The organism is Halalkalibacter sp. HAAS-P014 (genome assembly GCF_056619965.1).
In genome coordinates, this window is the sequence record NZ_JBWQTV010000003.1 from 1 (window position 1) to 21,905 (window position 21,905).

The 21,905-nt window shown below is 38.0% G+C and carries 23 protein-coding genes, 16 tRNA genes, 2 rRNA genes and 1 riboswitch; of the genes, 35 read left to right on the forward strand and 6 right to left on the reverse strand.

The window, feature by feature from the left end; translation table 11 throughout:
- From AC1FXZ_RS02475 to AC1FXZ_RS02560, 18 genes are all read left to right on the forward strand, one after another.
- Window positions 1–119, forward strand: a 23S ribosomal RNA gene (locus tag AC1FXZ_RS02475); the annotation flags it as partial.
- 69 nt (window positions 120–188) lie between these two features.
- Window positions 189–304, forward strand: a 5S ribosomal RNA gene (gene rrf, locus AC1FXZ_RS02480).
- A gap of 34 nt (window positions 305–338) precedes the next feature.
- Window positions 339–414 (forward strand) — tRNA-Ala (locus AC1FXZ_RS02485).
- Between the two features lie 20 nt (window positions 415–434).
- Window positions 435–527: transfer RNA gene (locus tag AC1FXZ_RS02490), tRNA-Ser, on the forward strand.
- 84 nt (window positions 528–611) lie between these two features.
- A tRNA-Met gene (locus AC1FXZ_RS02495) sits at window positions 612–685 on the forward strand.
- Between the two features lie 8 nt (window positions 686–693).
- A tRNA-Asp gene (locus AC1FXZ_RS02500) sits at window positions 694–770 on the forward strand.
- Window positions 771–802: 32 nt separating this feature from the next.
- A tRNA-Tyr gene (locus tag AC1FXZ_RS02505) sits at window positions 803–887 on the forward strand.
- A gap of 14 nt (window positions 888–901) precedes the next feature.
- Window positions 902–977, forward strand: a tRNA-His gene (locus tag AC1FXZ_RS02510).
- Between the two features lie 9 nt (window positions 978–986).
- Window positions 987–1,061 (forward strand) — tRNA-Gln (locus AC1FXZ_RS02515).
- A 5-nt stretch (window positions 1,062–1,066) separates the two neighbouring features.
- Window positions 1,067–1,138, forward strand: a tRNA-Gly gene (locus tag AC1FXZ_RS02520).
- 8 nt (window positions 1,139–1,146) lie between these two features.
- Window positions 1,147–1,223: transfer RNA gene (locus AC1FXZ_RS02525), tRNA-Arg, on the forward strand.
- Between the two features lie 20 nt (window positions 1,224–1,243).
- Window positions 1,244–1,314 (forward strand) — tRNA-Gly (locus AC1FXZ_RS02530).
- A gap of 15 nt (window positions 1,315–1,329) precedes the next feature.
- Window positions 1,330–1,403: transfer RNA gene (locus AC1FXZ_RS02535), tRNA-Ile, on the forward strand.
- 6 nt (window positions 1,404–1,409) lie between these two features.
- Window positions 1,410–1,484 (forward strand) — tRNA-Asn (locus tag AC1FXZ_RS02540).
- Between the two features lies 1 nt (window position 1,485).
- Window positions 1,486–1,576, forward strand: a tRNA-Ser gene (locus AC1FXZ_RS02545).
- 22 nt (window positions 1,577–1,598) lie between these two features.
- Window positions 1,599–1,673 (forward strand) — tRNA-Glu (locus AC1FXZ_RS02550).
- A 259-nt stretch (window positions 1,674–1,932) separates the two neighbouring features.
- Window positions 1,933–2,008: transfer RNA gene (locus AC1FXZ_RS02555), tRNA-Lys, on the forward strand.
- A gap of 14 nt (window positions 2,009–2,022) precedes the next feature.
- Window positions 2,023–2,104 (forward strand) — tRNA-Leu (locus tag AC1FXZ_RS02560).
- Between the two features lie 40 nt (window positions 2,105–2,144).
- Here AC1FXZ_RS02560 and yidD read toward each other — a convergent pair.
- The gene (yidD, locus tag AC1FXZ_RS02565) at window positions 2,145–2,366 is read right to left on the reverse strand and encodes a membrane protein insertion efficiency factor YidD (RefSeq protein WP_480050691.1); all 222 of its coding nucleotides are present in this window, start codon (window positions 2,364–2,366) and stop codon (window positions 2,145–2,147) included.
- Window positions 2,367–2,529: 163 nt separating this feature from the next.
- Between yidD and comGC the strand changes: the two genes are divergently transcribed.
- The 9 genes from comGC to AC1FXZ_RS02610 all read left to right on the forward strand — a co-directional run bounded on the left by comGC (window position 2,530) and on the right by AC1FXZ_RS02610 (window position 6,448).
- Window positions 2,530–2,826 (forward strand): competence type IV pilus major pilin ComGC, encoded by a 297-nt coding sequence (comGC, locus tag AC1FXZ_RS02570; RefSeq protein WP_480050693.1) that lies wholly within the window; start codon window positions 2,530–2,532, stop codon window positions 2,824–2,826.
- Window positions 2,827–2,828: 2 nt separating this feature from the next.
- On the forward strand, window positions 2,829–3,281 hold the full coding sequence (gene comGD / locus AC1FXZ_RS02575) for a competence type IV pilus minor pilin ComGD (protein ID WP_480050695.1): 453 nt from the start codon (window positions 2,829–2,831) through the stop codon (window positions 3,279–3,281).
- A complete protein-coding gene (locus tag AC1FXZ_RS02580; RefSeq protein WP_480051088.1) occupies window positions 3,268–3,588 on the forward strand; it encodes a prepilin-type N-terminal cleavage/methylation domain-containing protein in 321 nt (106 codons plus the stop codon). The genes comGD and AC1FXZ_RS02580 overlap by 14 nt, the downstream gene beginning before the upstream one ends.
- A complete protein-coding gene (comGF, locus tag AC1FXZ_RS02585) occupies window positions 3,560–4,018 on the forward strand; it encodes a competence type IV pilus minor pilin ComGF (protein WP_480050697.1) in 459 nt (152 codons plus the stop codon). The genes AC1FXZ_RS02580 and comGF overlap by 29 nt, the downstream gene beginning before the upstream one ends.
- A 62-nt stretch (window positions 4,019–4,080) precedes the next feature.
- A complete protein-coding gene (gene comGG / locus AC1FXZ_RS02590) occupies window positions 4,081–4,461 on the forward strand; it encodes a competence type IV pilus minor pilin ComGG (RefSeq protein ID WP_480050699.1) in 381 nt (126 codons plus the stop codon).
- Window positions 4,462–4,464: 3 nt separating this feature from the next.
- Window positions 4,465–4,968: a shikimate kinase gene (locus AC1FXZ_RS02595; RefSeq protein ID WP_480050701.1), complete on the forward strand. Its 504-nt coding sequence runs from the start codon at window positions 4,465–4,467 to the stop codon at window positions 4,966–4,968.
- 46 nt (window positions 4,969–5,014) lie between these two features.
- Window positions 5,015–5,215, forward strand: coding sequence for a YqzE family protein (locus tag AC1FXZ_RS02600; protein ID WP_480050702.1), 201 nt, complete (start codon window positions 5,015–5,017; stop codon window positions 5,213–5,215).
- 137 nt (window positions 5,216–5,352) lie between these two features.
- The gene (locus AC1FXZ_RS02605; protein WP_480050704.1) at window positions 5,353–6,057 is read left to right on the forward strand and encodes a helix-turn-helix transcriptional regulator; all 705 of its coding nucleotides are present in this window, start codon (window positions 5,353–5,355) and stop codon (window positions 6,055–6,057) included.
- Window positions 6,058–6,205: 148 nt separating this feature from the next.
- Complete coding sequence (locus tag AC1FXZ_RS02610) at window positions 6,206–6,448, forward strand: DUF2626 domain-containing protein (RefSeq protein ID WP_480050706.1); 243 nt, start codon at window positions 6,206–6,208, stop codon at window positions 6,446–6,448.
- A gap of 266 nt (window positions 6,449–6,714) precedes the next feature.
- On the opposite strand, the gene AC1FXZ_RS02615 is transcribed toward AC1FXZ_RS02610, so the two are convergent.
- Entirely contained in the window at window positions 6,715–7,350 is a 636-nt protein-coding gene (locus AC1FXZ_RS02615) for an MBL fold metallo-hydrolase (RefSeq protein ID WP_480050708.1), read from the reverse strand.
- A 221-nt stretch (window positions 7,351–7,571) separates the two neighbouring features.
- On the opposite strand from AC1FXZ_RS02615, the gene AC1FXZ_RS02620 reads away from it, so the two are divergent.
- Entirely contained in the window at window positions 7,572–7,757 is a 186-nt protein-coding gene (locus tag AC1FXZ_RS02620; protein WP_480050710.1) for a DUF2759 family protein, read from the forward strand.
- Between the two features lie 53 nt (window positions 7,758–7,810).
- On the opposite strand, the gene AC1FXZ_RS02625 is transcribed toward AC1FXZ_RS02620, so the two are convergent.
- The gene (locus AC1FXZ_RS02625) at window positions 7,811–8,611 is read right to left on the reverse strand and encodes a YqhG family protein (protein ID WP_480050712.1); all 801 of its coding nucleotides are present in this window, start codon (window positions 8,609–8,611) and stop codon (window positions 7,811–7,813) included.
- Complete coding sequence (locus tag AC1FXZ_RS02630) at window positions 8,589–10,274, reverse strand: DEAD/DEAH box helicase (RefSeq protein ID WP_480050714.1); 1,686 nt, start codon at window positions 10,272–10,274, stop codon at window positions 8,589–8,591. Before AC1FXZ_RS02630 ends, AC1FXZ_RS02625 begins: the two co-directional genes overlap by 23 nt.
- A 239-nt stretch (window positions 10,275–10,513) precedes the next feature.
- A riboswitch (glycine riboswitch) is annotated at window positions 10,514–10,623 on the forward strand.
- 205 nt (window positions 10,624–10,828) lie between these two features.
- Between AC1FXZ_RS02630 and gcvT the strand changes: the two genes are divergently transcribed.
- The 3 genes from gcvT to gcvPB are packed head-to-tail and all read left to right on the forward strand — an operon-like array spanning window position 10,829 to window position 14,749.
- Entirely contained in the window at window positions 10,829–11,926 is a 1,098-nt protein-coding gene (gene gcvT / locus AC1FXZ_RS02635) for a glycine cleavage system aminomethyltransferase GcvT (protein WP_480050716.1), read from the forward strand.
- A 13-nt stretch (window positions 11,927–11,939) separates the two neighbouring features.
- On the forward strand, window positions 11,940–13,283 hold the full coding sequence (gene gcvPA, locus AC1FXZ_RS02640) for an aminomethyl-transferring glycine dehydrogenase subunit GcvPA (protein WP_480050718.1): 1,344 nt from the start codon (window positions 11,940–11,942) through the stop codon (window positions 13,281–13,283).
- Window positions 13,280–14,749 (forward strand): aminomethyl-transferring glycine dehydrogenase subunit GcvPB, encoded by a 1,470-nt coding sequence (gcvPB, locus tag AC1FXZ_RS02645; protein WP_480050720.1) that lies wholly within the window; start codon window positions 13,280–13,282, stop codon window positions 14,747–14,749. The genes gcvPA and gcvPB overlap by 4 nt, the downstream gene beginning before the upstream one ends.
- 59 nt (window positions 14,750–14,808) lie before the next feature.
- Here gcvPB and AC1FXZ_RS02650 read toward each other — a convergent pair whose 3' ends face one another.
- Window positions 14,809–15,186: a rhodanese-like domain-containing protein gene (locus AC1FXZ_RS02650; protein ID WP_480050722.1), complete on the reverse strand. Its 378-nt coding sequence runs from the start codon at window positions 15,184–15,186 to the stop codon at window positions 14,809–14,811.
- Window positions 15,187–15,344: 158 nt separating this feature from the next.
- On the opposite strand from AC1FXZ_RS02650, the gene AC1FXZ_RS02655 reads away from it, so the two are divergent.
- Window positions 15,345–16,178 (forward strand): lipoate--protein ligase family protein, encoded by an 834-nt coding sequence (locus AC1FXZ_RS02655; RefSeq protein ID WP_480050724.1) that lies wholly within the window; start codon window positions 15,345–15,347, stop codon window positions 16,176–16,178.
- Window positions 16,179–16,249: 71 nt separating this feature from the next.
- On the opposite strand, the gene dat is transcribed toward AC1FXZ_RS02655, so the two are convergent.
- A complete protein-coding gene (gene dat / locus AC1FXZ_RS02660; RefSeq protein ID WP_480050726.1) occupies window positions 16,250–17,089 on the reverse strand; it encodes a D-amino-acid transaminase in 840 nt (279 codons plus the stop codon).
- Between the two features lie 449 nt (window positions 17,090–17,538).
- On the opposite strand from dat, the gene AC1FXZ_RS02665 reads away from it, so the two are divergent.
- From AC1FXZ_RS02665 to mntR, 3 genes are all read left to right on the forward strand, one after another.
- Window positions 17,539–20,091, forward strand: a complete 2,553-nt coding sequence (locus AC1FXZ_RS02665) for a vitamin B12-dependent ribonucleotide reductase (RefSeq protein ID WP_480050728.1) — start codon at window positions 17,539–17,541, stop codon at window positions 20,089–20,091.
- 159 nt (window positions 20,092–20,250) lie between these two features.
- Window positions 20,251–21,276: a spore photoproduct lyase gene (gene splB / locus AC1FXZ_RS02670; RefSeq protein ID WP_480050730.1), complete on the forward strand. Its 1,026-nt coding sequence runs from the start codon at window positions 20,251–20,253 to the stop codon at window positions 21,274–21,276.
- A gap of 168 nt (window positions 21,277–21,444) precedes the next feature.
- Complete coding sequence (gene mntR / locus AC1FXZ_RS02675) at window positions 21,445–21,873, forward strand: transcriptional regulator MntR (RefSeq protein ID WP_480050732.1); 429 nt, start codon at window positions 21,445–21,447, stop codon at window positions 21,871–21,873.
- Window positions 21,874–21,905: the final 32 nt, after the last annotated feature.

Here is a 21,905-nt window from a genome sequence, read left to right on the forward strand (position 1 = left end):
GATTTCCCATGGAGTTAATCCAGTAAGACCCCTTAGAGATGATGAGGTTGATAGGTCTGGTGTGGAAGCGTGGCGACACGTGGAGCTGACAGATACTAATCGGTCGAGGACTTATCCAATATATTCTTGACATGTTTCTATAGAGCATTATCTAGTTTTGAGAGAACCATTTTCTCTTAACAAAATAGTCTGGTGGCGATAGCAAAGAGGTCACACCCGTTCCCATGCCGAACACGGTCGTTAAGCTCTTTTGCGCCGATGGTAGTTGGGGGTTTCCCCCTGTGAGAGTAGGACGTTGCCAGGCTGTTTATGGGACTAGTTTTAGTCCCACTATTAATGGGGCCTTAGCTCAGCTGGGAGAGCGCCTGCCTTGCACGCAGGAGGTCAGCGGTTCGATCCCGCTAGGCTCCACCATTTTAGTAGTTAATTTTATTGGAGGAATACCCAAGTCTGGCTGAAGGGATCGGTCTTGAAAACCGACAGGCGGGTTAAACCGCGCGGGGGTTCGAATCCCTCTTCCTCCGCCATATATTAATTAAAACAACAACATAAAGCTGGAAGAAGAAGGGATAACACCTTCGAAACAGCATCATCTTAATACTATATAACGACGCGGGGTGGAGCAGTCTGGTAGCTCGTCGGGCTCATAACCCGAAGGTCGGCGGTTCAAATCCGTCCCCCGCAATACCAAATGGTCCGGTAGTTCAGTTGGTTAGAATGCCTGCCTGTCACGCAGGAGGTCGCGGGTTCGAGTCCCGTCCGGACCGCCAACCTTAAAAGGAATGTTGGTTTATTCCCTTGTGGAGGGGTAGCGAAGTGGCTAAACGCGGCGGACTGTAAATCCGCTCCCTCCGGGTTCGGCGGTTCGAATCCGTCCCCCTCCACCAGTTCCTTGATTATGGCGGTTGTGGCGAAGTGGTTAACGCACCGGATTGTGATTCCGGCATTCGTGGGTTCAATTCCCATCAGCCGCCCCATTATAATGTTGGGCTATCGCCAAGCGGTAAGGCAACGGATTTTGATTCCGTCATGCGTAGGTTCGAATCCTGCTAGCCCAGCCATTCATGCGGAAGTAGTTCAGTGGTAGAACACCACCTTGCCAAGGTGGGGGTCGCGAGTTCGAATCTCGTCTTCCGCTTTTTATAAGCGCCCTTAGCTCAGCTGGATAGAGTGTTTGACTACGAATCAAAAGGTCGGGAGTTCGAATCTCTCAGGGCGCGCCACCTATTTTTACAGACAATATGCGGGTGTAGTTTAGTGGTAAAACCTCAGCCTTCCAAGCTGATGTCGTGAGTTCGATTCTCATCACCCGCTTTTATACATTACTGTGGGCCTGTAGCTCAGCTGGTTAGAGCGCACGCCTGATAAGCGTGAGGTCGGTGGTTCGAGTCCACTCAGGCCCATATTATTCCACAGTAGCTCAGTGGTAGAGCAATCGGCTGTTAACCGATCGGTCGTAGGTTCGAGTCCTACCTGTGGAGCCATGGAGAAGTACCCAAGTGGCTGAAGGGGCGCCCCTGCTAAGGGTGTAGGTCGTTTACGCGGCGCGAGGGTTCAAATCCCTCCTTCTCCGCCATGAACAAGTTGTAATATTGATTGGCCCGTTGGTCAAGCGGTTAAGACACCGCCCTTTCACGGCGGTAACACGGGTTCGAATCCCGTACGGGTCACCATTTTGAAGTATAGATAGTCTTTAATGAAATTTAAGGTAGGACCACGGAGCGAGACATCGTCCGTAGCCATCATGAAATACTTCATTGAAATAACAGCAAGAGCCATTAGCTCAGTTACGAGCAAAGCTACTTGAACTTCTACGAGTTGTTCTGACACAGCAAGCAACAGAGCATTACGAGAAGAGGAAAGAACAGGTAGGACCACGGAGCGAGACATCGTCCGTAGCCATCATGAAATACTTCATTGAAATAACAGCAAGAGCCATTAGCTCAGTTGGTAGAGCATCTGACTTTTAATCAGAGGGTCGAAGGTTCGAGTCCTTCATGGCTCACCACTTACTCTAACTGTGCGGGTGTGGCGGAATTGGCAGACGCGCTAGACTTAGGATCTAGTGTCTTATGACGTGGGGGTTCGACTCCCTTCACCCGCATTTATAGGTAAAAAACCATACTTAATTAAGTATGGTTTTTTTATTTCTTTTTTTCAGGAACGGGATCAATTCCTCCTGGATGAAATGGGTGACACTTACATATTCTTTTAAGTGTTAACCAACCTCCTTTTAAAGCTCCAAAACGTCTAATGGCCTCTAACCCGTAATGAGAGCATGTTGGATAGAAACGACAAGTCGGAGGTTTTAATGGTGAAATAATACGTTGATATAAATGAATGAAAAATAAAAGCAAAGATTTCATAACGTAGGAACCTTTCCAAAAAAATTTAATATTTAAGAAGGGATTTGTATTTCTTTGTCTAATTATATCAAATAATAAAATGAAAGGAGGATTCTAAGCTATTAAGATTTTAAATTTGTCCCCGATATACTCTACAACCTAAAATTCCTCAGAGGTGATCAAAGTGAAAAATGAAAAAGGGTTTACACTTGTTGAAATGCTTATTGTTCTCATGATCATCACCGTCCTACTGCTAATTGCAGTTCCGAACTTGTCCCGTAATAATGATGTTGCTGCTGAAAAAGGTTGCGAGGCTACAATTAAGTTAGTTCAAGCGCAAGTGCATGCTTATGAATTAGAAACAGGACAAACATTAACTGATCTTGAGGTACTTAAAACTGACTACGTTGATTCGATTAAATGTCCTGATAACACAGAGCTTATTTATGACCAGAAAGAAGTGAAAGTAAAAGCGCCTTAAAAATGAACTCAACTGAATCAGGATATACGCTCATTGAATTGCTTCTTACATTATCGATTCTCTCCATTATTCTTCTAATTCCATCCATAACAATATCCACTAACCTAAATAATTTAACTGAAAGAGAAGCTGACATAGTAGCAAAGCAAGTAAAAGAACAAGTCCTACTAGCGCAGCAAGTTGCCATGTCAACAGGAAAGCGTGTTTACTTATACATGGACAATGATGAAAACGAAATAAGGATAAGGTTTAATGTTTTTGACAATTATCTAGTGACTCCTTATCAATATGAAGATATGAGCATCCAACACCAGACTTTAACTCCCTCGAATATATCTTTTTTGCCTAACGGGAATCCAAGTCATTCTGGTACGTTTCAATTACGGATAGGCTCCTATCGCTATCAATTTACAATTTATTTAGGGAAAGGAATGGTATCTTATAGAAAGATGTAATTCTGGGTTCACTTTAATCGAAGTGCTGAGTGCATTAATGTTGTTAGTGTTATTTAGCGCTTCTGTTTTACCACTTATTATTAGCATTAACCAAGAAAGAGTATCAATACGCCAAGAAGAAAACGTACTATTCTTGTTAGAAGAGATCGTTCATCAATCGAAGGTCGGTTTAGTTGTTGATGTTAATGCAGATGAAGATATTGAGATAAATATTATTGAAGTTGATGAAAACTTGCTGAAATATTGTGCTAGTTGGACAGGGAAAAATGGGAGGGCATATGAACAATGTATCCTCACCTCAAAATGAAAAAGGATTTACTTTAGTTGAGATGCTGATTACACTTTCCATCCTTTTAATCATTCTTTCAATTATCCCAACACTTTTGAAAACAAGGTCGACTGGATATCAAGTAGAATCGATATCATCTCAACAAGTTATAGTGTTTTTTAACCAATTAACAAATGACTCAAGAGAAGCTACTCAAGCAGAAATAAAGGATGGAGTATTAGTGCTTACTATGTTTGATAACGACACAATTGAAATAGGGTTAACAGCATCTCAACAAATTAGGAGAACGAGAAATAAGGAAGGACATGTTCCTTTACTTGAGCAAGTTCGAATGTTTTCCTGTCGTTTAACAGCACCGATCGTCATCAAGTGTGAAGTAGAGTTATTAAACGGGTATAGGGCTGAACGTTCTATTTTACTCCCTAACAGTAAATCATTAGGTGATTGAATGAAATTCTTAATAAAAATGAATCTTTGTGTGCCTTACTTAGTTTCGAGAAAAGGGGGAGATTGAACCTGAACAATGAGAAAGGTTTTATTTATCCTTTTACATTATTGATTTGTCTCCTAATTATTCAAGTGCTTTTTCACCAAGTCTCTATTTATACAAAAGAAAAACACTTCATATTTCAGCAAGAGCGATTAATGCAAGTTGAATCTCTTATGATTATCGGGATAGAGCAAATCCAAGAAAACCAGTTGAATCCAGAAGTAAATGCAAAACTTGTCTTTTCATATGAACCGGGGACCGTTACACTGAAAGTAGAAGACTTTAATAACGGAATTAGTACGATTGCCTTACATGTAAAGTTAGCTTCAGGACATGAAAGGCGAGCTAAGTTTATTTATGATTGGGACAAAGAAACAATTGAGAATTATTGGGAGGTTTAAGTCGTGTCAAGTCAATATTATATCACTGGGTTTATGGGTTCTGGAAAAACAACGATAGGAAACGCTTTAGCAAAGGAGCTTGGCTATAAAATAATTGATACAGATACTTGGATTGAAAGTAAGGAGAAGCAAACGATAGCAGAGCTATTTCAAACAAAAGGAGAGTCCTATTTTCGGGAGCAAGAAACTAAAGCTCTTAAAGAAATAAGAGGAGAAGAGCTAATTATTACTACAGGTGGAGGAATTGTTGTCAACCCTTATAATCGGAAATTGATGAAATCACAAGGGCTTATTATTTATTTAAAGTCGGATCTTGAGGAGTTATTAAGAAGGTTAGAAGGGGATGATACTAGACCTCTTATTCACGAACAGAAACGAGAGAAAATTGAAAGCTTGTATGAGTCTAGGCTTGAGGATTATGAACAAGCAGATATCATTTTGAATACAACTGGTAAAACAATTGAACAAGTTGTTGATGAGATAAAGTCTATTATAAAAGTGTCATAAAGTGGGTAGACTAGCTCCTAGGCTACGGCTAGGAGTTGAATGAATAATGTCATTAAATGATTATGTTAAATTTTTAACACAGCAAGCTGTTATGAGAATGGACCAACCCAAAGAAGAACGTCGTACAAAAAGGTTAGAGCGAAAAGCGCACCGACAACCTTTTATCTCTCATGCTTTTGGTATTATCCCTTTAGGGCTTTCACTGTTCTTAAAAAAGCATAAGGTGAGAAAGAAGCGAAATAAGTAAGGCGAAGAGGAGTAAATTTCCTCATTTCGCCTTTCTTTATGTTATTAAATGGTGAAATATAATAATAATACATTTATTTACTACCATATCTATAATATAATAAGATAAGTACGGTTAATTTTTGGGAGTGAATAATTATGGAGCAAAATACGCTAAAAATAACAAATGTATTATCTGATCCTACGCGTTTTTCTATATACCAATTTATTTCGAAACAACGTGACAACGTGACAGTACAACAGATTGCAGATCAATTTAGTATACATCCAAATGTTGCTCGTCTTCACCTGACGAAACTAGAAGATGTACAAATGATTGTTTCCGAAACATTAAAAACAGGAAAAGGTGGACGACCAAGTAGGTTTTATAAATTATCTGATGAAGTAATTCAATTACAATTTCCATATAGAGATTATCAGCGACTAGCTAAGATGTCATTAGAAGCGTTAGTGGAAAGTGGCGATGTGGGTGTAGAAGCATTAAAAAAAATTGGATATAAATATGGTCGAGAAAGTGCAGAGTTATATGTAAAACAATTTAAATTTGATTTAATGAAATCCACAATGGAAGAAAAAGTAAAGCTGGTTGAACAAATTGCGATTAATCAGGGATTGAATCCTGATATCGAATACTCAGTTGAAAAAGAGCAAATTGAGTTTAGCATTTATAACTGTACTTTTAAGGAATTAATGTCAGAGCATTCGAATTCACTTTGTTCAATGCATCATGAATTATTTAAAGGTGTTTTTGCATACATTCTTGGAGAACATATGCTTAAAGAGAATATAAAGCTGACTGATCCTGGAGCAAAAGCATGTTCCTATTCAATCATAAAGTTATAAACTTTTCACAATGCTATAATTTTGACATTCATGAAGGCATTTACAGTGAGGATGTAGTCGTATATAATGAATTTGTATTAATCATTTGATATCCTAAACAAATAGTGCCAGCAACAAGGCAATTTGTTAATGAAGGAGGGAACCCCAAATGGATCGTATGTATCGTGTTTTAGCTTTTTGGACTGGGATTTTTGCAGTTCTATTCTTTGTTGGTAATATGTATAATGTAGCATTGTTGTTCTTTGCACAAACTGGTGCTTTATTAGCACTAAGCTACCTGAATTTATCTGAACGTGTATACATGTACATTTTTGGTGCCTATTTGACGATTTTCTTCGTAGGCTTCACGTATTACTCAACATTTTTACTAGTACCAAGTTTTGGGCATTAATCACATACTACATATGTGTAAAAGAGAGAAACCGTCTCCTTACTGGGCACGGTTTCTCTCTTTTTCCTTTTAAATGTTAATACTATTGACATAGTGGTAAACTATTTTATACAATAGAAATAGATTGGTGAGTCTTTGACTGGGAGTCCCCCTCCCCTCAAGGTTCTTACATCAATACGATTTACTCCCCGTTGGGCCTTTACGTTGTTAAAGGCCCTTTTAACATGGAAAAGAGGCTGTCTCTTTAGAAAGCAGCCCCTTACATATTAAAATCCTGTTAGAAAAGGATTTCCGTTCATTTCTGCGTCAATAGTTGTAGTTGGTCCGTGTCCGCAAGCTACGACGGTTGTCTCTGGTAATTCTAATAGCTTCTTATGGATACTATTTAACAATAACTGGTGATCTCCTCCAGGTAAGTCTGTTCTTCCAATACTCTGTGCAAATAAAGCATCACCCGAAAAAACAATCTCATGATCTTTTAAATAGTAGGAAACACTTCCAGGAGAATGACCCGGTGTTTCATATATTGCAAAAGTAAACGATCCAATTGTTAAATTCTCTTCTTTTTCAATAATATGATCAGCAGGCTTTACTGTAATGGCTTGTTCCCCCATAAAACGTGCTGAACCATTTTTATTTGGGTCTATTAACCAGTCTTGCTCTTCCTTATGTAAATAAACGGGGCAAGTGAACTCATTACGTACATCGTCAACTGCTCCGATATGATCAAAATGAGCATGGGTTAATAAAATAGCGAGTGGTTTTAGCCCTTGAGACTTAATCCATTGAACAAATGCTTGTCCATCACCACCAGGATCAATGATAATAGCTTCTTTTAGATCATTTTGAATGACATAGGCGTTTGTCTGAAGTGGCCCAAGTGGAATTTGTGTCCATTTCATATATTTTCCTCCAATTCTTATAAGGTTATTTCTATCATACAATACAAGAAGCAACTCGACAAACCGAGAAAAAAAGAGTAAAATAAATGCAAAATGTCCAACATAAAGATTGAGGATATTTTCTAACTTCGTCAAATTTTAGGCTGACAACGTCCACAATTGGCTTTATAATAGGACTAGTTAAGCTGTGTTCATAGTTTTACATAAGGAGGGAAGATAAAATGGTCTTTTCTATTATCATGTTAGTAACGGCGCTTTTGTGTGCGGCCGCAATTGTGCGTGAAGTTCGCAGAAAAAACTTTTTCGCAGTAGGCTTTGCTGGAATCTCATTTGTTGTATTTGGTTGGTTTGCAATTGCTACAATTATCTCAATCATTACAACAGGTGGGGGAGCACCTACAACTTAATGAAGTACTGATGAAAAAAGGCAACTACTATATTGTAGTTGCCTTTTTGGTGCCTATGGTTGAAAAACTTGTTGCTCTAAGTAGAACATTCCACCGTTAATGATAGATACATGTATGTTCGGTTCGTATTGTTCTTTAAGTGCTTGTTTTTCCACTTGATAACTTTCGGGTTTTTCCTCGTAATCTTCATAAAACTTTTCGAGAAGAGTTAAGTCAGCATTCCATCTTTCAATTGCTTCTTCGGCCCATGATTTATCTTCATTTTCAGCGTATGTTTGTACCATCTTTTGCAATCTTATCAATCCACTATGAACCGTAATTAGCGGTGAGAGTTTAAAGCAGTAATCAGGAATATTAGGAGATAATTCTTTTTCCAAAAGCTTATCATAAAACTGTTGAACAATTTGTCCATGAATAAGATTGAGCCCTAAAGATAATAGGACATCTTTTTTTCGGTCACATTGAAAGGAAACCTTAATGTTTAAGCAAAGCCATGGCTGTAAGGGGATCGATTTTCGCCCCGACGCATGAATATTCTCATAAAGTCTAATGAACCCTCCTAGTTCGCGAGTTGAAGAGAATAACTGGCGCAGCCTTGGTGCCCCGAAATGAATTTGTTCGCCACGCATGTCATCAGGTGCATTGTTTTGATCGGTGATAAATGTAACCTGCATTGGATTTGGCTCACCACCTGTTTTTTCAAGGTAATGCCAATAAAAAGGTCTGTTCATTAATAGCTTATCTAATTCGATAGATAGTTGTACTTTTAAATAACTAGGGTGGTTTTCAATAATCGGACTATCATTCGCTACAAAATATCTCTCTAAAAAGTCATGAACTTGAGGCTGTTGCATCGACTTGATCCTCCTCATTAGATTTAGCTGCTTCTTCTGCAGCCTCATTCATAATGGCTGCAAGATGATCAAACTTTATTCTCATTTCTCCTTCAGAGTCAGATTGCAAGAGGATATCCTGTACATGCTCTTCTACAGAAGGAAGTTCAATTTTTGTTAATATATCATCTAGTTCACCAATAACGGCTTCAAAGAGGTGGATCTTCTCATATAGTAATTTAAGAATGTGTTGTTCTACAGTGTCGTTTACAGCAAAATTGTAGATGTGAACATCTTCTTGTTGGCCAAGACGATGAATACGACCAATTCGCTGCTCAATACGCATAGGATTCCAAGGTAGGTCATAGTTAATGATATGACTGCAGAACTGCAAATTAATCCCCTCACCACCGGCTTCTGTAGCAATTAAGACTTGGGCGTGGTTTTGAAAGAGTTGACGCATCCAATCTTTCTTTCCTCTTTTAAAACCACCTCTAAATGGGACGGAAGATATTCCGTTCTGTTTAAGAAACCATTGTAAATAAAGCTGAGTTGCTCGGTATTCTGTGAAGATAATAACTTTGTCGTTTATCTTTTGAATAATCTCCAATGCTTTCTCTGCTTTTGCGTGTCCATCAACTTCACCGATTTTGTTTATTAATTTTTCTGCCTGTGGAAGTGCACGGCCATCAGCATGAGCTCGTTCAATCATGTTTTTCAAAGTCATAAAAGCAGCTTCTCGACTACTGCAAAGCTCTCTTTTTAAAGTGAGCAAGCCGAAATGATTGGAATCGTCTTTTAACTTTTCGATCTCATTATAAAAAGCACGTTCTGATTCACTAAAGTCAATTGGAACATTTTTAACAATTCGTTTCGTCCATTCGATCCCAGTTTCCTCACGACGATTTCGAACCATAACCTTGTTTACCAACTCTTTTAATTTCTCCTCATTTTTGGGGGATCGTTTATTTGATCTATACTCCTTTTCAAAAGAGGTGATATCACCGAGATGACCAGGTTTTAACAATGAAACCAAATTAAAAATTTCCTCTAGTTTATTTTGTACCGGTGTTGCTGTAAGCAATAGGCAAAATTTCTTCTTTAGATGTTTGATAAATTCGTAATTTTTCGTTTTAGGATTTTTTAATTTATGCGCTTCGTCAATAATAACTAAATCATAAGGCTGATCTAGTACAATTTCACGATGGGGAGGCCTTTTTGCTGTATCAATAGATGCGACTACTACGTCGCATTGCTCCCAAACATACGATTTACGCTGGGCAACAGCGGGAATATGGAACTTTGTGTTAAGTTCAATTGCCCACTGTGAAACAAGAGACGCAGGTACGAGAATTAAGACTTTTTTCACTAGTCCACGAATCATATATTCTTTCAAAATTAGTCCTGCCTCAATCGTTTTTCCGAGTCCCACTTCGTCTGCCAGTATTGCCTTCCCATTCATTTGTTCAATAACCGTATTAGCTACTTCAATCTGATGTGGGAACGGTTTTAGTTGTGGAAGGTGCTTAGGAGCTTGTAAACCATGAAACTCAGGAATAATTTGGTGTTGCTCAGCTTCATACGCTAATTTAAATAGTTCCCAGTTCGACCACGGTCCGTCTTGTTCTAGCCTCTCCTTGAAAGTGTCATTCCACTTTTGATCAAAATGTATATCAATATTCAATGTAACTCATTCCTTTCGAGCGAACTTTAGTCTATATCCGAATGAAAACATGAAAAAAATATAAAATAAAAAGATTTAAGAAATAAATAGTTGCCAAAGGGACCCTATCTTGATACGATATCAGTAGAAATCCGAATTACCTAATTTACCTGTTTGGAAGAAAGTTATACATGTAGTATGTACCAACTTACATAAATTCATGAGTATCAATACATAACGAATGAATTTTATATGTGCGAATGAGGATAAGGGGAGAGATTGCAAGATAGAATGCAACGCCGAAGGAGCAAGCGCTTGATAATGTGTTATCAACTGCGAATCTCTCAGGCAAAAAGACTCTTATTTGACGCAGCTCTGGAGAGTGCTTATATGAGCCACCTACGAAGACACTATATTTTTTGAATATAGGAAACTTTCTGGTTGAAGGACAGAGTTATACACATTTCCCGTGTATAACTCTGTCCTTTTTTTTGAAGATTAATCTAGTAGTATTAATGCAATCTCAATAGATTTAGAAGGTATTAATAAGAATAGGTTCGAGGAGGGGTTATAGTATGTCAGAATTAAAGCGCACACCGTTATATGATTTTTATAAAGAAAATGGGGTGAAAACAATTGACTTTGGTGGATGGGATTTGCCTGTTCAATTTTCTAGTATAAAAGAAGAACATGAAGCTGTTCGTACAAAAGTGGGGTTATTTGACGTCTCACATATGGGAGAAGTAGAAGTGAAAGGCCCAAAAGCTTTAGCTTATCTTCAAAAAATGATGACAAATGATTTATCCAAAATTGGAGATAATCAGGCACAATATACAGCAATGTGCTATGAGGATGGTGGTACGGTTGATGACTTACTCATATATCGAAAAGCTATTGATGAGTATCTACTGGTCATAAATGCTTCGAATATTGACAAAGACGTTCTATGGCTGTTGAAACATATGACAGAAGGTGTAGAGGTTGAAAATGTATCGAATCATTTTGCGTTACTTGCAATCCAAGGGCCTTTGGCAGAAAGTATAGTTCAAAAGAAAACATCATTTGATTTATCGTCTATTCGTTTTTTCCACTTTGCAGATCAGGTCGATATTGGTGGGGTCAAAGCCCTTGTATCAAGAACTGGTTATACGGGTGAAGATGGATTTGAGCTTTATTGCCAGGCTGATGAAGCACCAAAACTATGGAAGATATTACTTGAAGCAGGAAAAAATGATGGCCTTGTCCCATGTGGCCTTGGTGCTCGCGACACCCTTCGTTTTGAAGCGAGATTACCTTTGTATGGACAAGAACTTACGAAAGAGATCTCTCCACTTGAAGCTGGGATTGGATTTGCAGTGAAAGTGAACAAGGAAGCGGACTTTGTTGGGAAAGAAGCTTTGAAACAACAGAAGGAAACGGGTTTATCTAGAAAGTTAGTTGGGTTAGAAATGATAGATAAAGGAATCCCACGCTCAGGGTATGAGGTTTTCTCTGATGGTAAACAAATTGGCTTCGTTACTTCAGGAACGCAATCGCCAACATTAAAGAAAAATGTTGGACTTGCTATACTCGACATAGACTTCACAGCTTTAGGAAGTGAAGTAGAAGTAAAAGTTAGGAAGAAGCTTTTAAAGGCAAAAGTTGTTCCAACCCCATTTTATAAGAAGGCGTAGAGGAGGAGTATATATGAATCACCGTTATTTACCGATGACAGAGGAAGATCAAAAGGAAATGCTTAATACAATCGGTGTTGAATCGATTGAAGAATTATTTTCCGATATTCCAAAGGAAATTAGATTTAGCGAAAAATTAAATATTAAAGATGCATTGAGAGAACAAGAACTTGTTGCTTATTTTCAAGAGTTAGCAAGCAAAAATGTATCACTAAAACAAAAGCCGTCCTTTTTAGGGGCAGGTGTATATGAACACTATATTCCATCAATAGTTGATCATGTAATATCTCGTTCTGAATTTTATACGGCGTATACTCCTTATCAACCGGAAATCTCGCAAGGAGAACTTCAAGCCATATTTGAATTTCAAACAATGATTTGCAATCTTACAGGAATGGATTTAGCTAACTCTTCTATGTATGATGGACCGACGGCTCTCGCTGAAGCAGCAATGCTTAGTGCAGGACAAACAAAAAAGAAAACGATTCTTGTTTCAAAAGCTGTACATCCTGAAGCTCGAGAAGTTCTGCAAACAAATGCGATCGGTCAAAGGCTGAATGTAATTGAAATTGATACGAATGATGGTGTAACTGATTTAGAACAGTTACAAGAAGTGTATGGAGATGATACTGCATGTGTCGTTATCCAACATCCAAATTTTTATGGCAACTTAGAACCGTTATCTGAGATAGAAGCCATTGCGCATAGAGATAAATCGATGTTTGTTGTTTCAAGTAATCCACTAGCTTTAGGACTTCTTAAGCCACCGGGAGAGTTCGGAGCTGACATTGTCGTTGGGGATGCTCAACCGTTTGGAATTGCAACTCAATTTGGGGGGCCACATTGTGGGTATTTTGCAACAACTAAGAAATTAATGCGCAAGGTGCCGGGGCGACTAGTTGGGCAAACGACAGATGAACATGGACAAAGAGGGTTTGTTTTAACACTTCAAGCTCGTGAACAACATATTAGACGAGAAAAGGCCACTTCTAATATTTGTTCAAATCAAGCGTTAAACGCGCTAGCTGCTTCGGTCGCGATGAGTGCAATTGGCAAAAAAGGAATAAGAGAAATGGCCTTTCAAAATGTTCAAAAAGCAGCATATATGAAAAAGAAGTTAAAAGAGCAAGGGGTGGATCTCGTCTCTGAACAGCCAACTTTTAATGAGTTTGTCGTAAATGTAAAAAGGCCTGTTTCAGATGTAAATGAAATCCTTCTCCAAAAAGGATTTATTGGTGGATATGATCTAGGTCGTGATGATCAAAACTTAGAAGGTTATATGTTACTAGCTGTTACTGAAGTTCGCACAAAAGCAGAAATTGAGAATTTTGCTAAGGAATTGGGGGCCGTACTATGATGACAAAAGACCAACCACTAATTTTTGAACGTAGTAAGAAAGGGCGAGTGGGTCATAGTTTACCAACATTAGACATCGAGGAACAAGCAATTGAAGATTTGATTCCTACAGATTTTATACGAGAAGTCGAGCCTGAATTGCCTGAAGTTTCGGAACTTGAGATCATGCGCCACTATACTGCGTTATCGAAGCGTAATCACGGCGTAGATTCTGGATTTTATCCTCTTGGATCGTGCACGATGAAATATAACCCTAAAATAAACGAAAATGTAGCACGTATTGAAGGACTAGCTAATATTCATCCTTATCAGCCTGTGGAGCAAGTGCAAGGTGCACTTGAATTACTGTATGAACTTCAAACGTCACTTGCAGAAATCACAGGTATGGATGAGGTAACCTTGCAGCCTGCAGCAGGGGCTCATGGTGAGTGGACCGGATTGATGATGATACGAGCTTATCATGAAGCAAATGGAGATTTCCAGCGTACAAAAGTAATTGTACCTGATTCAGCGCATGGAACAAACCCAGCATCAGCAACGGTAGCTGGCTTTGAATCTATTACTGTAAAGACGAATGAGCAAGGTTTAGTTGATTTAAATCATTTGCGTGAAGTTGTTGGGAATGATACCGCAGCTCTAATGTTGACAAATCCAAATACACTTGGTTTGTTTGAGACATATATCGATGAGATGGCTGAAATTATTCATAGTGCAGGTGGAAAGCTCTATTATGATGGAGCTAACTCAAATGCAATCTTAGGAATTACAAGACCAGGAGATATGGGGTTTGATGTGGTTCATCTAAATTTGCACAAAACATTTACTGGTCCTCATGGTGGAGGTGGTCCTGGATCTGGACCTGTAGGAGTTAAGAAAGAATTAATTCCGTATTTACCAAAGCCGTTGATCATTAAACGTCCAGATGGCCTCTATGATTTTGATTACAATCGTCCACATTCGATCGGGCGCGTGAAACCTTATTACGGTAACTATGGTATTAATGTTCGTGCGTATACCTATATCCGGACAATGGGCGCAGAGGGCTTACGTAAAGTTTCTGAATATGCTGTTTTAAATGCAAATTATATGATGAGACGACTCGAGCCTTATTTTGACCTTCCATACACTCAACATTGCAAGCATGAATTTGTTATTTCAGGACGTCGTCAAAAGAAACTTGGAGTAAGAACGTTAGATATTGCGAAACGCTTATTGGATTTTGGTTATCATCCCCCGACGATTTACTTTCCGTTAAATGTTGAGGAATGTATGATGATTGAACCAACTGAAACTGAATCAAAAGAGACATTGGATGAATTTATTGAAGCGATGATACAAATTGCCCGTGAAGTTGAAGACAACCCAGAGGTTGTTCAAGAAGCTCCTCATACGACGGTTATTTCAAGACTTGATGAAACGACTGCCGCAAGAAAGCCAATATTAAAATATGAAAAAGGAGACGTCTAAAAAAGGTTACCCAACCTTTTTAGACAGCCTCCTAAATGACTAATGAGCAAAACTGCTCATTAGTTTTTCTTTTTTATTTTACCTGTCCACTTCTTAAATCCACCCTTTAAGTGTGAAATATCCTCGACTCCACGCTTTTTCTTTATAACCTGAGCAGCTTGTCTACTACGAGCGCCTGACTGACAATAAAGATAAACGGGTTGGTCATTACGAACTTCGTTAATGCGTTGGCGAAGTTGTGACATTGGAATGTTTCTGGCTCCAAGAATATGCCCACCTTCAAACTCGCGTGGTTCACGAACATCAATTAGTTGGGCCTTGCGATAACCTTTAATAAAATCGTCTTGTGTTAATGTTTTTAAATATTTTGGATTGTAAAAGCGCTTAAACACTGTGTACGCTAAAAATCCAAGTAGGATAAGCCATAAGTATACCATTGATTGTTGTTTACACTCCTTTACATACTTCCATCAAGATATATTATAATGGTGACGGGGTAATTACGCAATCATTCTAATTAGGCAAATTGCTTGGCTCAACAAGGAAACCTCTGTTAAAATAACAAATGATAATAGATGGAAAGAAGCGATGTAAGATGAAGGAGACTTGGCGTTACATAGATTCAGGAGATTGTTCTCCTGCTTATAATATGGCTTTAGATGAAGCGTTACTGGATTGGCATAGCAAAGGATTGATCCCTCCTACAATTCGCTTTTATGGTTGGAATCCTGCAACTTTGTCAATCGGATATTTTCAAAAAGTAGAAAAAGAGATCAATATGGATAAAGTACACGAATACGGCTTAGGGTTTGTTCGCAGGCCTACAGGTGGTCGAGGCGTGTTACATGATAATGAATTAACATATAGTGTAATTGTTTCCGAACAACATCCAGAAATGCCTAAAACGGTTACAGAAGCTTATAGAGTTATATCTGAAGGGATTTTAGAGGGTTTTAAAGATGTAGGATTGGACGCTTATTTTTCCATTCCCCGTACTGAGGAAGAAAAAAGCGCACTCAAAAATCCTAGATCTGCCGTTTGTTTCGATGCGCCGTCATGGTATGAGCTTGTTGTAGAAGGACGTAAAGTAGCTGGTAGTGCGCAAACTAGGCAGAAAGGTGTCATTTTGCAGCACGGATCAATTATTTTGGATATTGATGAAGATAAGTTATTTGATTTATTTAACTATTCTAGTGATAGACTACGTGAACGTATGCAGAAGAATTTTAAGAATAAAGCTGTAGCAATCAATGCTCTTCGTAACGAGCCATTATCAAAGGAAGAGGCGAAAGCTGCATTTAAAAGAGGGTTTGAAAAAGGCTTGAATATAGAATTGGAACCATATACCCTGTCTGAAAAGGAAAATAAAGTGGTCATGCAGATTGCAAGAGATCGCTATGAGAACGACGAATGGAATTATAGAAAATAATTAAAAAGAGACTTGTCGATATATACAGACAAGTCTCTTTGACTTTAAGGGTAAAACTATGGAACTATTTATTATTTATTAGGTAATAGTTCTTTAAATTTAGTTTGAAGGTCTTGAGTTACTGGGCCTACAGGGAATGACGTTGATAATTGTCCACTTACGGTTGCAATAGGTGTAATCTCTAACGATGTACTTGTAATAAATGCTTCGTCTGCATGTTCGAGCACCTCGACTGGAAAAGGTTCTTCTACAACGGCATAATTATGTTTTTGGGCTAAGTTAATAATGAGTTGTCTCGTAATTCCGTTCAAAATTAAGTTTGTAGCAGGATGGGTATAAAGTACTTTATCTTTGATTAAAAATAAATTTGATGAAGAGCCTTCAGTTATCGTTCCATCCCGATGAAGGATCGCTTCTAGACAATCATTATCTGCCGCCTTACGTTTAGCAATGACATTTCCTAGTAGATTAATTGTCTTAATATCGCAACGAAGCCAGCGAATATCATCTGTAAGCCATACATTTATGCCATTTTTTTGAATGGCTTCAATACTTTGAGACTGTTGTGTAAAAGCTGTAAATACAGGAGTTGCATCTCGTGAATACAAGTGATTTCTTGGCTCGATACCACGTGTGACCTGAAAATAGACGGTCCCATTTTGAATGGAGTTCTTCTCAACTAATGTATATATTAATTCAGTTATTTTCTCATTCGAAAAGGGGAGAGGTAGGTCAAGTTTTTTCGCGCTTTCAACAAAGCGATCTAGATGTTGTTCCATGGCAAATGGACGACTTTCATAAAGTTTTACTACTTCATAAATTCCGTCGCCAAAGTAATAACCACGATCATCAAAGTGGACTGTTGCGTCTTTTCTAGGGATTAATTTTTCATTTTGGACTATATATTCCATTATGATTCCTCCAGTTTGTCTAACTTATAGAAGATTGTTTATTTTTTTGTGTTTCTAGGATATCACAATATTATCATTCATCTAGTAAAAAATTTGTCAACTAAATTGATTGAATCGGCAATCAGTGATGTGATAAGAAGTTGAACGAAATGAAAATTTAGCAAGAGACAAATTTATTCATTTTGTCGAAATAAAACGGATAAAAATCTCTTAAACTCGTAAATGCTTCAATTTATGATTTATTACAAAGTTGACAAAAAGAGTAAAAATATAATCTGGCACAATATATGGTGTATTTAAAATAAAACTGAGCACAATATATTGAATCTAATAATAGTCTTGTGGTAAGCTTAGCCAAGAATAATCGTAAAAGAACTAAATAACGATTTATAAACAAACTAGATTAGCGAGTGTTTAATAGAGTTTCCGAATAAGAGGAGGAGAAGCGAATGGCGATGACAATGTCAAGAGTAATGCGCCTAAACGTTGAAAGGTTAAATGAGGATATTAAGCAATTTTCTCAAGTACATCCTATAACGAGTGATATGAAGATTACACAAAAAGGTGTATCACGACTAGTAATGTTAGACCGCTATACATTTAAAGATACGGAAAAGAAGACATTAAAAGAAGGTGACTTTGTTGTCTTAACAGTAAAGGATGATCCGAAGTTTCCGGCTCGCGGTTACGGCTTTGTGATCGAACTAGATCATGAAACAAACGTTGCAAAGGTACTTGTTGATGAAGAGTTTAGGGGAGTACTTGAGGGGGATGAGGCGGAAAGTGGCATTGTTTCTCGTTCGCTTGATACGATTGAAAAGCCTCTTGAGTTGTTTTATGAGCAGATTGCAAAACGAAACGCAACTGGACTAGCTTCAGTAGAACCAACAGAGGAGAAAAGACAAGAAGCGTTTAAGCAATTTTATGAGCAACTCGTTGCAATGAACTTTATTCCAGCGGGACGAGTGTTGTATGGTGCAGGTGCTGAAACAGATGTAACATACTTCAACTGTTATGTAATGCCATATGTTCAGGATTCACGTGAAGGGATTTCTGAACACCGTAAGCAGGTAATGGAAATTATGAGCCGTGGTGGAGGGGTTGGGACGAATGGTTCAACATTAAGGCCTCGTAATACACTCGCTCGTGGAGTAAATGGTAAATCTTCAGGATCCGTTTCTTGGCTAGATGATATTGCAAAGTTAACACATCTTGTGGAGCAAGGTGGTTCAAGACGTGGAGCCCAAATGATTATGCTATCAGATTGGCATCCAGATGTTTTAGAATTCATTATTTCAAAGATGCAAAACCCACGTATTTTGCGCTTTTTACTTGAAAATACAGACGATGAACAAATTCAAAAGCTCGTTAAAGGCAAACTCTCATTCACACCTTTAACAGAAGTTGAAGAATCGATGTATCAAGGGATTATAAACTATAAAACCATTCCAGGCCTAGGAGGGTTTGATCCTAAAGTCATCCAAGATGCAGAAGAAAAGTTACAAGTCGGTGGAACATACTCTGTTAACAATTCAGAATTTCTAACTGGAGCTAATATTTCTGTTTGTTTAACAAAGGAGTTTATGGAAGCTGTTGAAAATGATGAAGAATACGCATTACGTTTTCCTGATGTTGAGAATTATAGCGAAGAAGAAATGGCTGCTTATAATGAAAAATGGCATGAAATCGGTGATGTCCGTGAGTGGAGCGCATTAGGCTATGGAGTGAGAACGTACCGGATCATTAAAGCGAAGGAACTTTGGAACCTTATTAATATATGTGCAACGTATAGTGCTGAACCAGGTATTTTCTTTATTGATAATGCAAATGAAAAAACAAATGCAAAAGCATATGGGCAAAAAGTAGTTGCAACAAATCCATGTGGAGAGCAACCACTTGCTCCTTATTCAGTTTGTAACCTTGCAGCGATAAATTTAGCAGAAATGGCTAATAAAGAGACAAAGGAAGTCGATTTTGCTAAGTTGAAAAAGACTGTTGAAGTCGGTGTACGCATGCAAGACAATGTAATTGATGCAACGCCTTACTTCTTAGAGGAGAATACAAAGCAAGCTAAAGGTGAAAGAAGAGTTGGACTAGGCGTTATGGGGCTTCATGATCTGCTAATTTATTGTGAAGCAGTTTATGGATCAAGTGATGGAGATAAGCTTGTAGATGAGGTTTTTGAGGTAATTGCTACAACGGCATATCGTACAAGCATGGAACTTGCTAAAGAAAAAGGAAGTTTCCCATTTTTAGTGGGCTCAACAGAAAAAGAAACAAAAGAGCTTCGCAATGCTTTTATCAATACAGGATACATGAAGGAAATGCCAGAAGATATTAGACAAGGTATTTTAAAACATGGAATACGTAATTCACACTTACTAACCGTTGCTCCGACTGGAAGTACAGGTACGATGGTTGGGGTTTCAACTGGTCTTGAGCCATATTTCTCATTCTCATATTTCAGAAGTGGTCGTCTTGGTAAGTTTATTGAGGTTAAAGCAGAAATTGTGGAAGAGTATTTACGATCAAACCCTGATGCAGACCCTGAACAGCTTCCTGAATGGTTTGTCTCGACAATGGAATTATCTCCCGAAGCGCATGCAAATGTTCAATGCATTATTCAACGTTGGGTGGACAGTTCTCTTTCCAAGACTGTAAATGCTCCTCGTGGTTATACTGTAGAACAAGTTCAAGCTGTTTATGAGCGCCTCTATCGTGGTGGTGCAAAAGGTGGAACGGTTTATGTAGATGGAAGTCGTGATACACAAGTTCTATCATTAAAGGCAGAAGAGAATCGTTTCAATGATGAAACAGAACAATCAGAATCTAAAAAGAAAGTAGTATTAATTGATACGATTTCTGAAGTGAGATCGACTAATGTTACTATAGGGTCAGAGGTAGGGAATACATGTCCAGTTTGTCGTGAAGGTCAAGTTGAGGATCTTGGTGGATGTAATACATGTACAAGCTGTGGAGCACAGTTGAAATGTGGACTTTAATAAAAACTAATATATAAAAGTACAATTAGAGGACTGAGTCGGATAAACTTAGTCCTCTTCTTTATGTTTGTTTCTAATAACTTCTAGGCTGAATAATAAAGATGTGCACATTATAGTAAAGCGACCCTGTAATGTCTATAAGAAAGAGGTGTATAAAAGGTGAAGCCATTTGAACCACAGCTTGTCTATATTGAACCAGGTGCACTTGAGTACCCGTTAGGCCGAGAATTAAAGGAGAAATTTGAACAAAAAGGTGTAGAAATAAGAGAGACTACATCACATAATCAAGTGAGAAATATTCCAGGAGACAATGAATTACAGCAATACCGAAATGCAAAATCAACACTTGTGATTGGCGTGCGAAAAACACTAAAGTTTGATACTTCAAAACCATCAGCTGAATATGCGATTCCATTAGCGACAGGTTGTATGGGGCATTGTCATTATTGCTATTTACAAACAACTTTAGGAAATAAACCATATATACGAACATATGTAAACTTGGAAGAAATATTTGAAGCTGCAGATAACTATATCGCGGAAAGAGAACCTGAAATTACTCGTTTTGAAGCAGCGTGTACATCCGATATTGTAGGGATAGACCACTTAACACACTCATTAAAAAAGACAATTGAACATATTGGAAAAACAGATTTAGGAAGATTACGTTTTGTAACGAAATATCATCACGTAGATCATTTACTAGATGCAGAACATAATGGCAATACTAGGTTTCGCTTTAGCGTTAATTCAGATTATGTTATTAAACACTTTGAACCGGGAACGTCATCGTTTCTAGAACGAATAGAAGCAGCTGGGAAAGTAGCTAAGGCTGATTATCCCTTAGGGTTTATTGTAGCTCCGATTATTTGGCATGAAAACTGGAAAGAGGGTTATTATGAATTATTTGAACGTTTGGAATCAACGTTACCCTCTTACGCTAAGAAAGAGCTTACATTTGAACTTATACAACATCGTTTCACAAAAACAGCAAAGAATATTATTCAAAAAAGGTACCCTAAATCTAAGCTTGAAATGAACGAGGAAGAAAGAAAATATAAATGGGGGAAATATGGTAGAGGGAAATATGTTTATAAAGATGAGCAAGCAACTGAACTAAAAGAAACGATACAATCCTATATAGATCGGTTTTTTCCAGAAGCAAAAATGGAATACTTCACATAAAGTTGGATAACCTCATTGTCCTAAACCTATATTCTGTTGTAAAATAAAACTATTACGTCTAAATTGTAACAGTTTGGGAGTAACAGAATAGGGATATGATACAATTTTTTTGTATTATGTACCTAAAATAGCCAGTATTTGTGGCTTAAATAATATGGAGGGGACACTATGCCAACACCTAGTATGGAAGATTATTTAGAACGAATATATATGTTGATTGAGGAGAAAGGTTATGCTCGAGTCTCCGATATCGCTGAGGCATTAGAAGTCCATCCTTCATCGGTAACAAAGATGGTCCAAAAGCTAGATAAGAGTGACTACTTAATATATGAACGGTATCGTGGGTTAGTTCTAACTGCAAAAGGAAAGAAAATTGGTAAACGATTGGTTTATCGCCATGAACTTTTAGAAGATTTTATGCGATTAATTGGGGTCGACGACACACATATTTACCAAGATGTAGAAGGAATTGAACATCATCTTAGCTGGGACGCGATTGATCGAATCGGAGATTTGGTTCAGTATTTTCAAGAAAAAGAGGATCGAGTAGAAGAGCTAAGGGAAGTCCAAAAACGAAATGAAGAAGTTGAACAATAAGACATCCACAAAAAAACGTGGGTGTTTTTTAT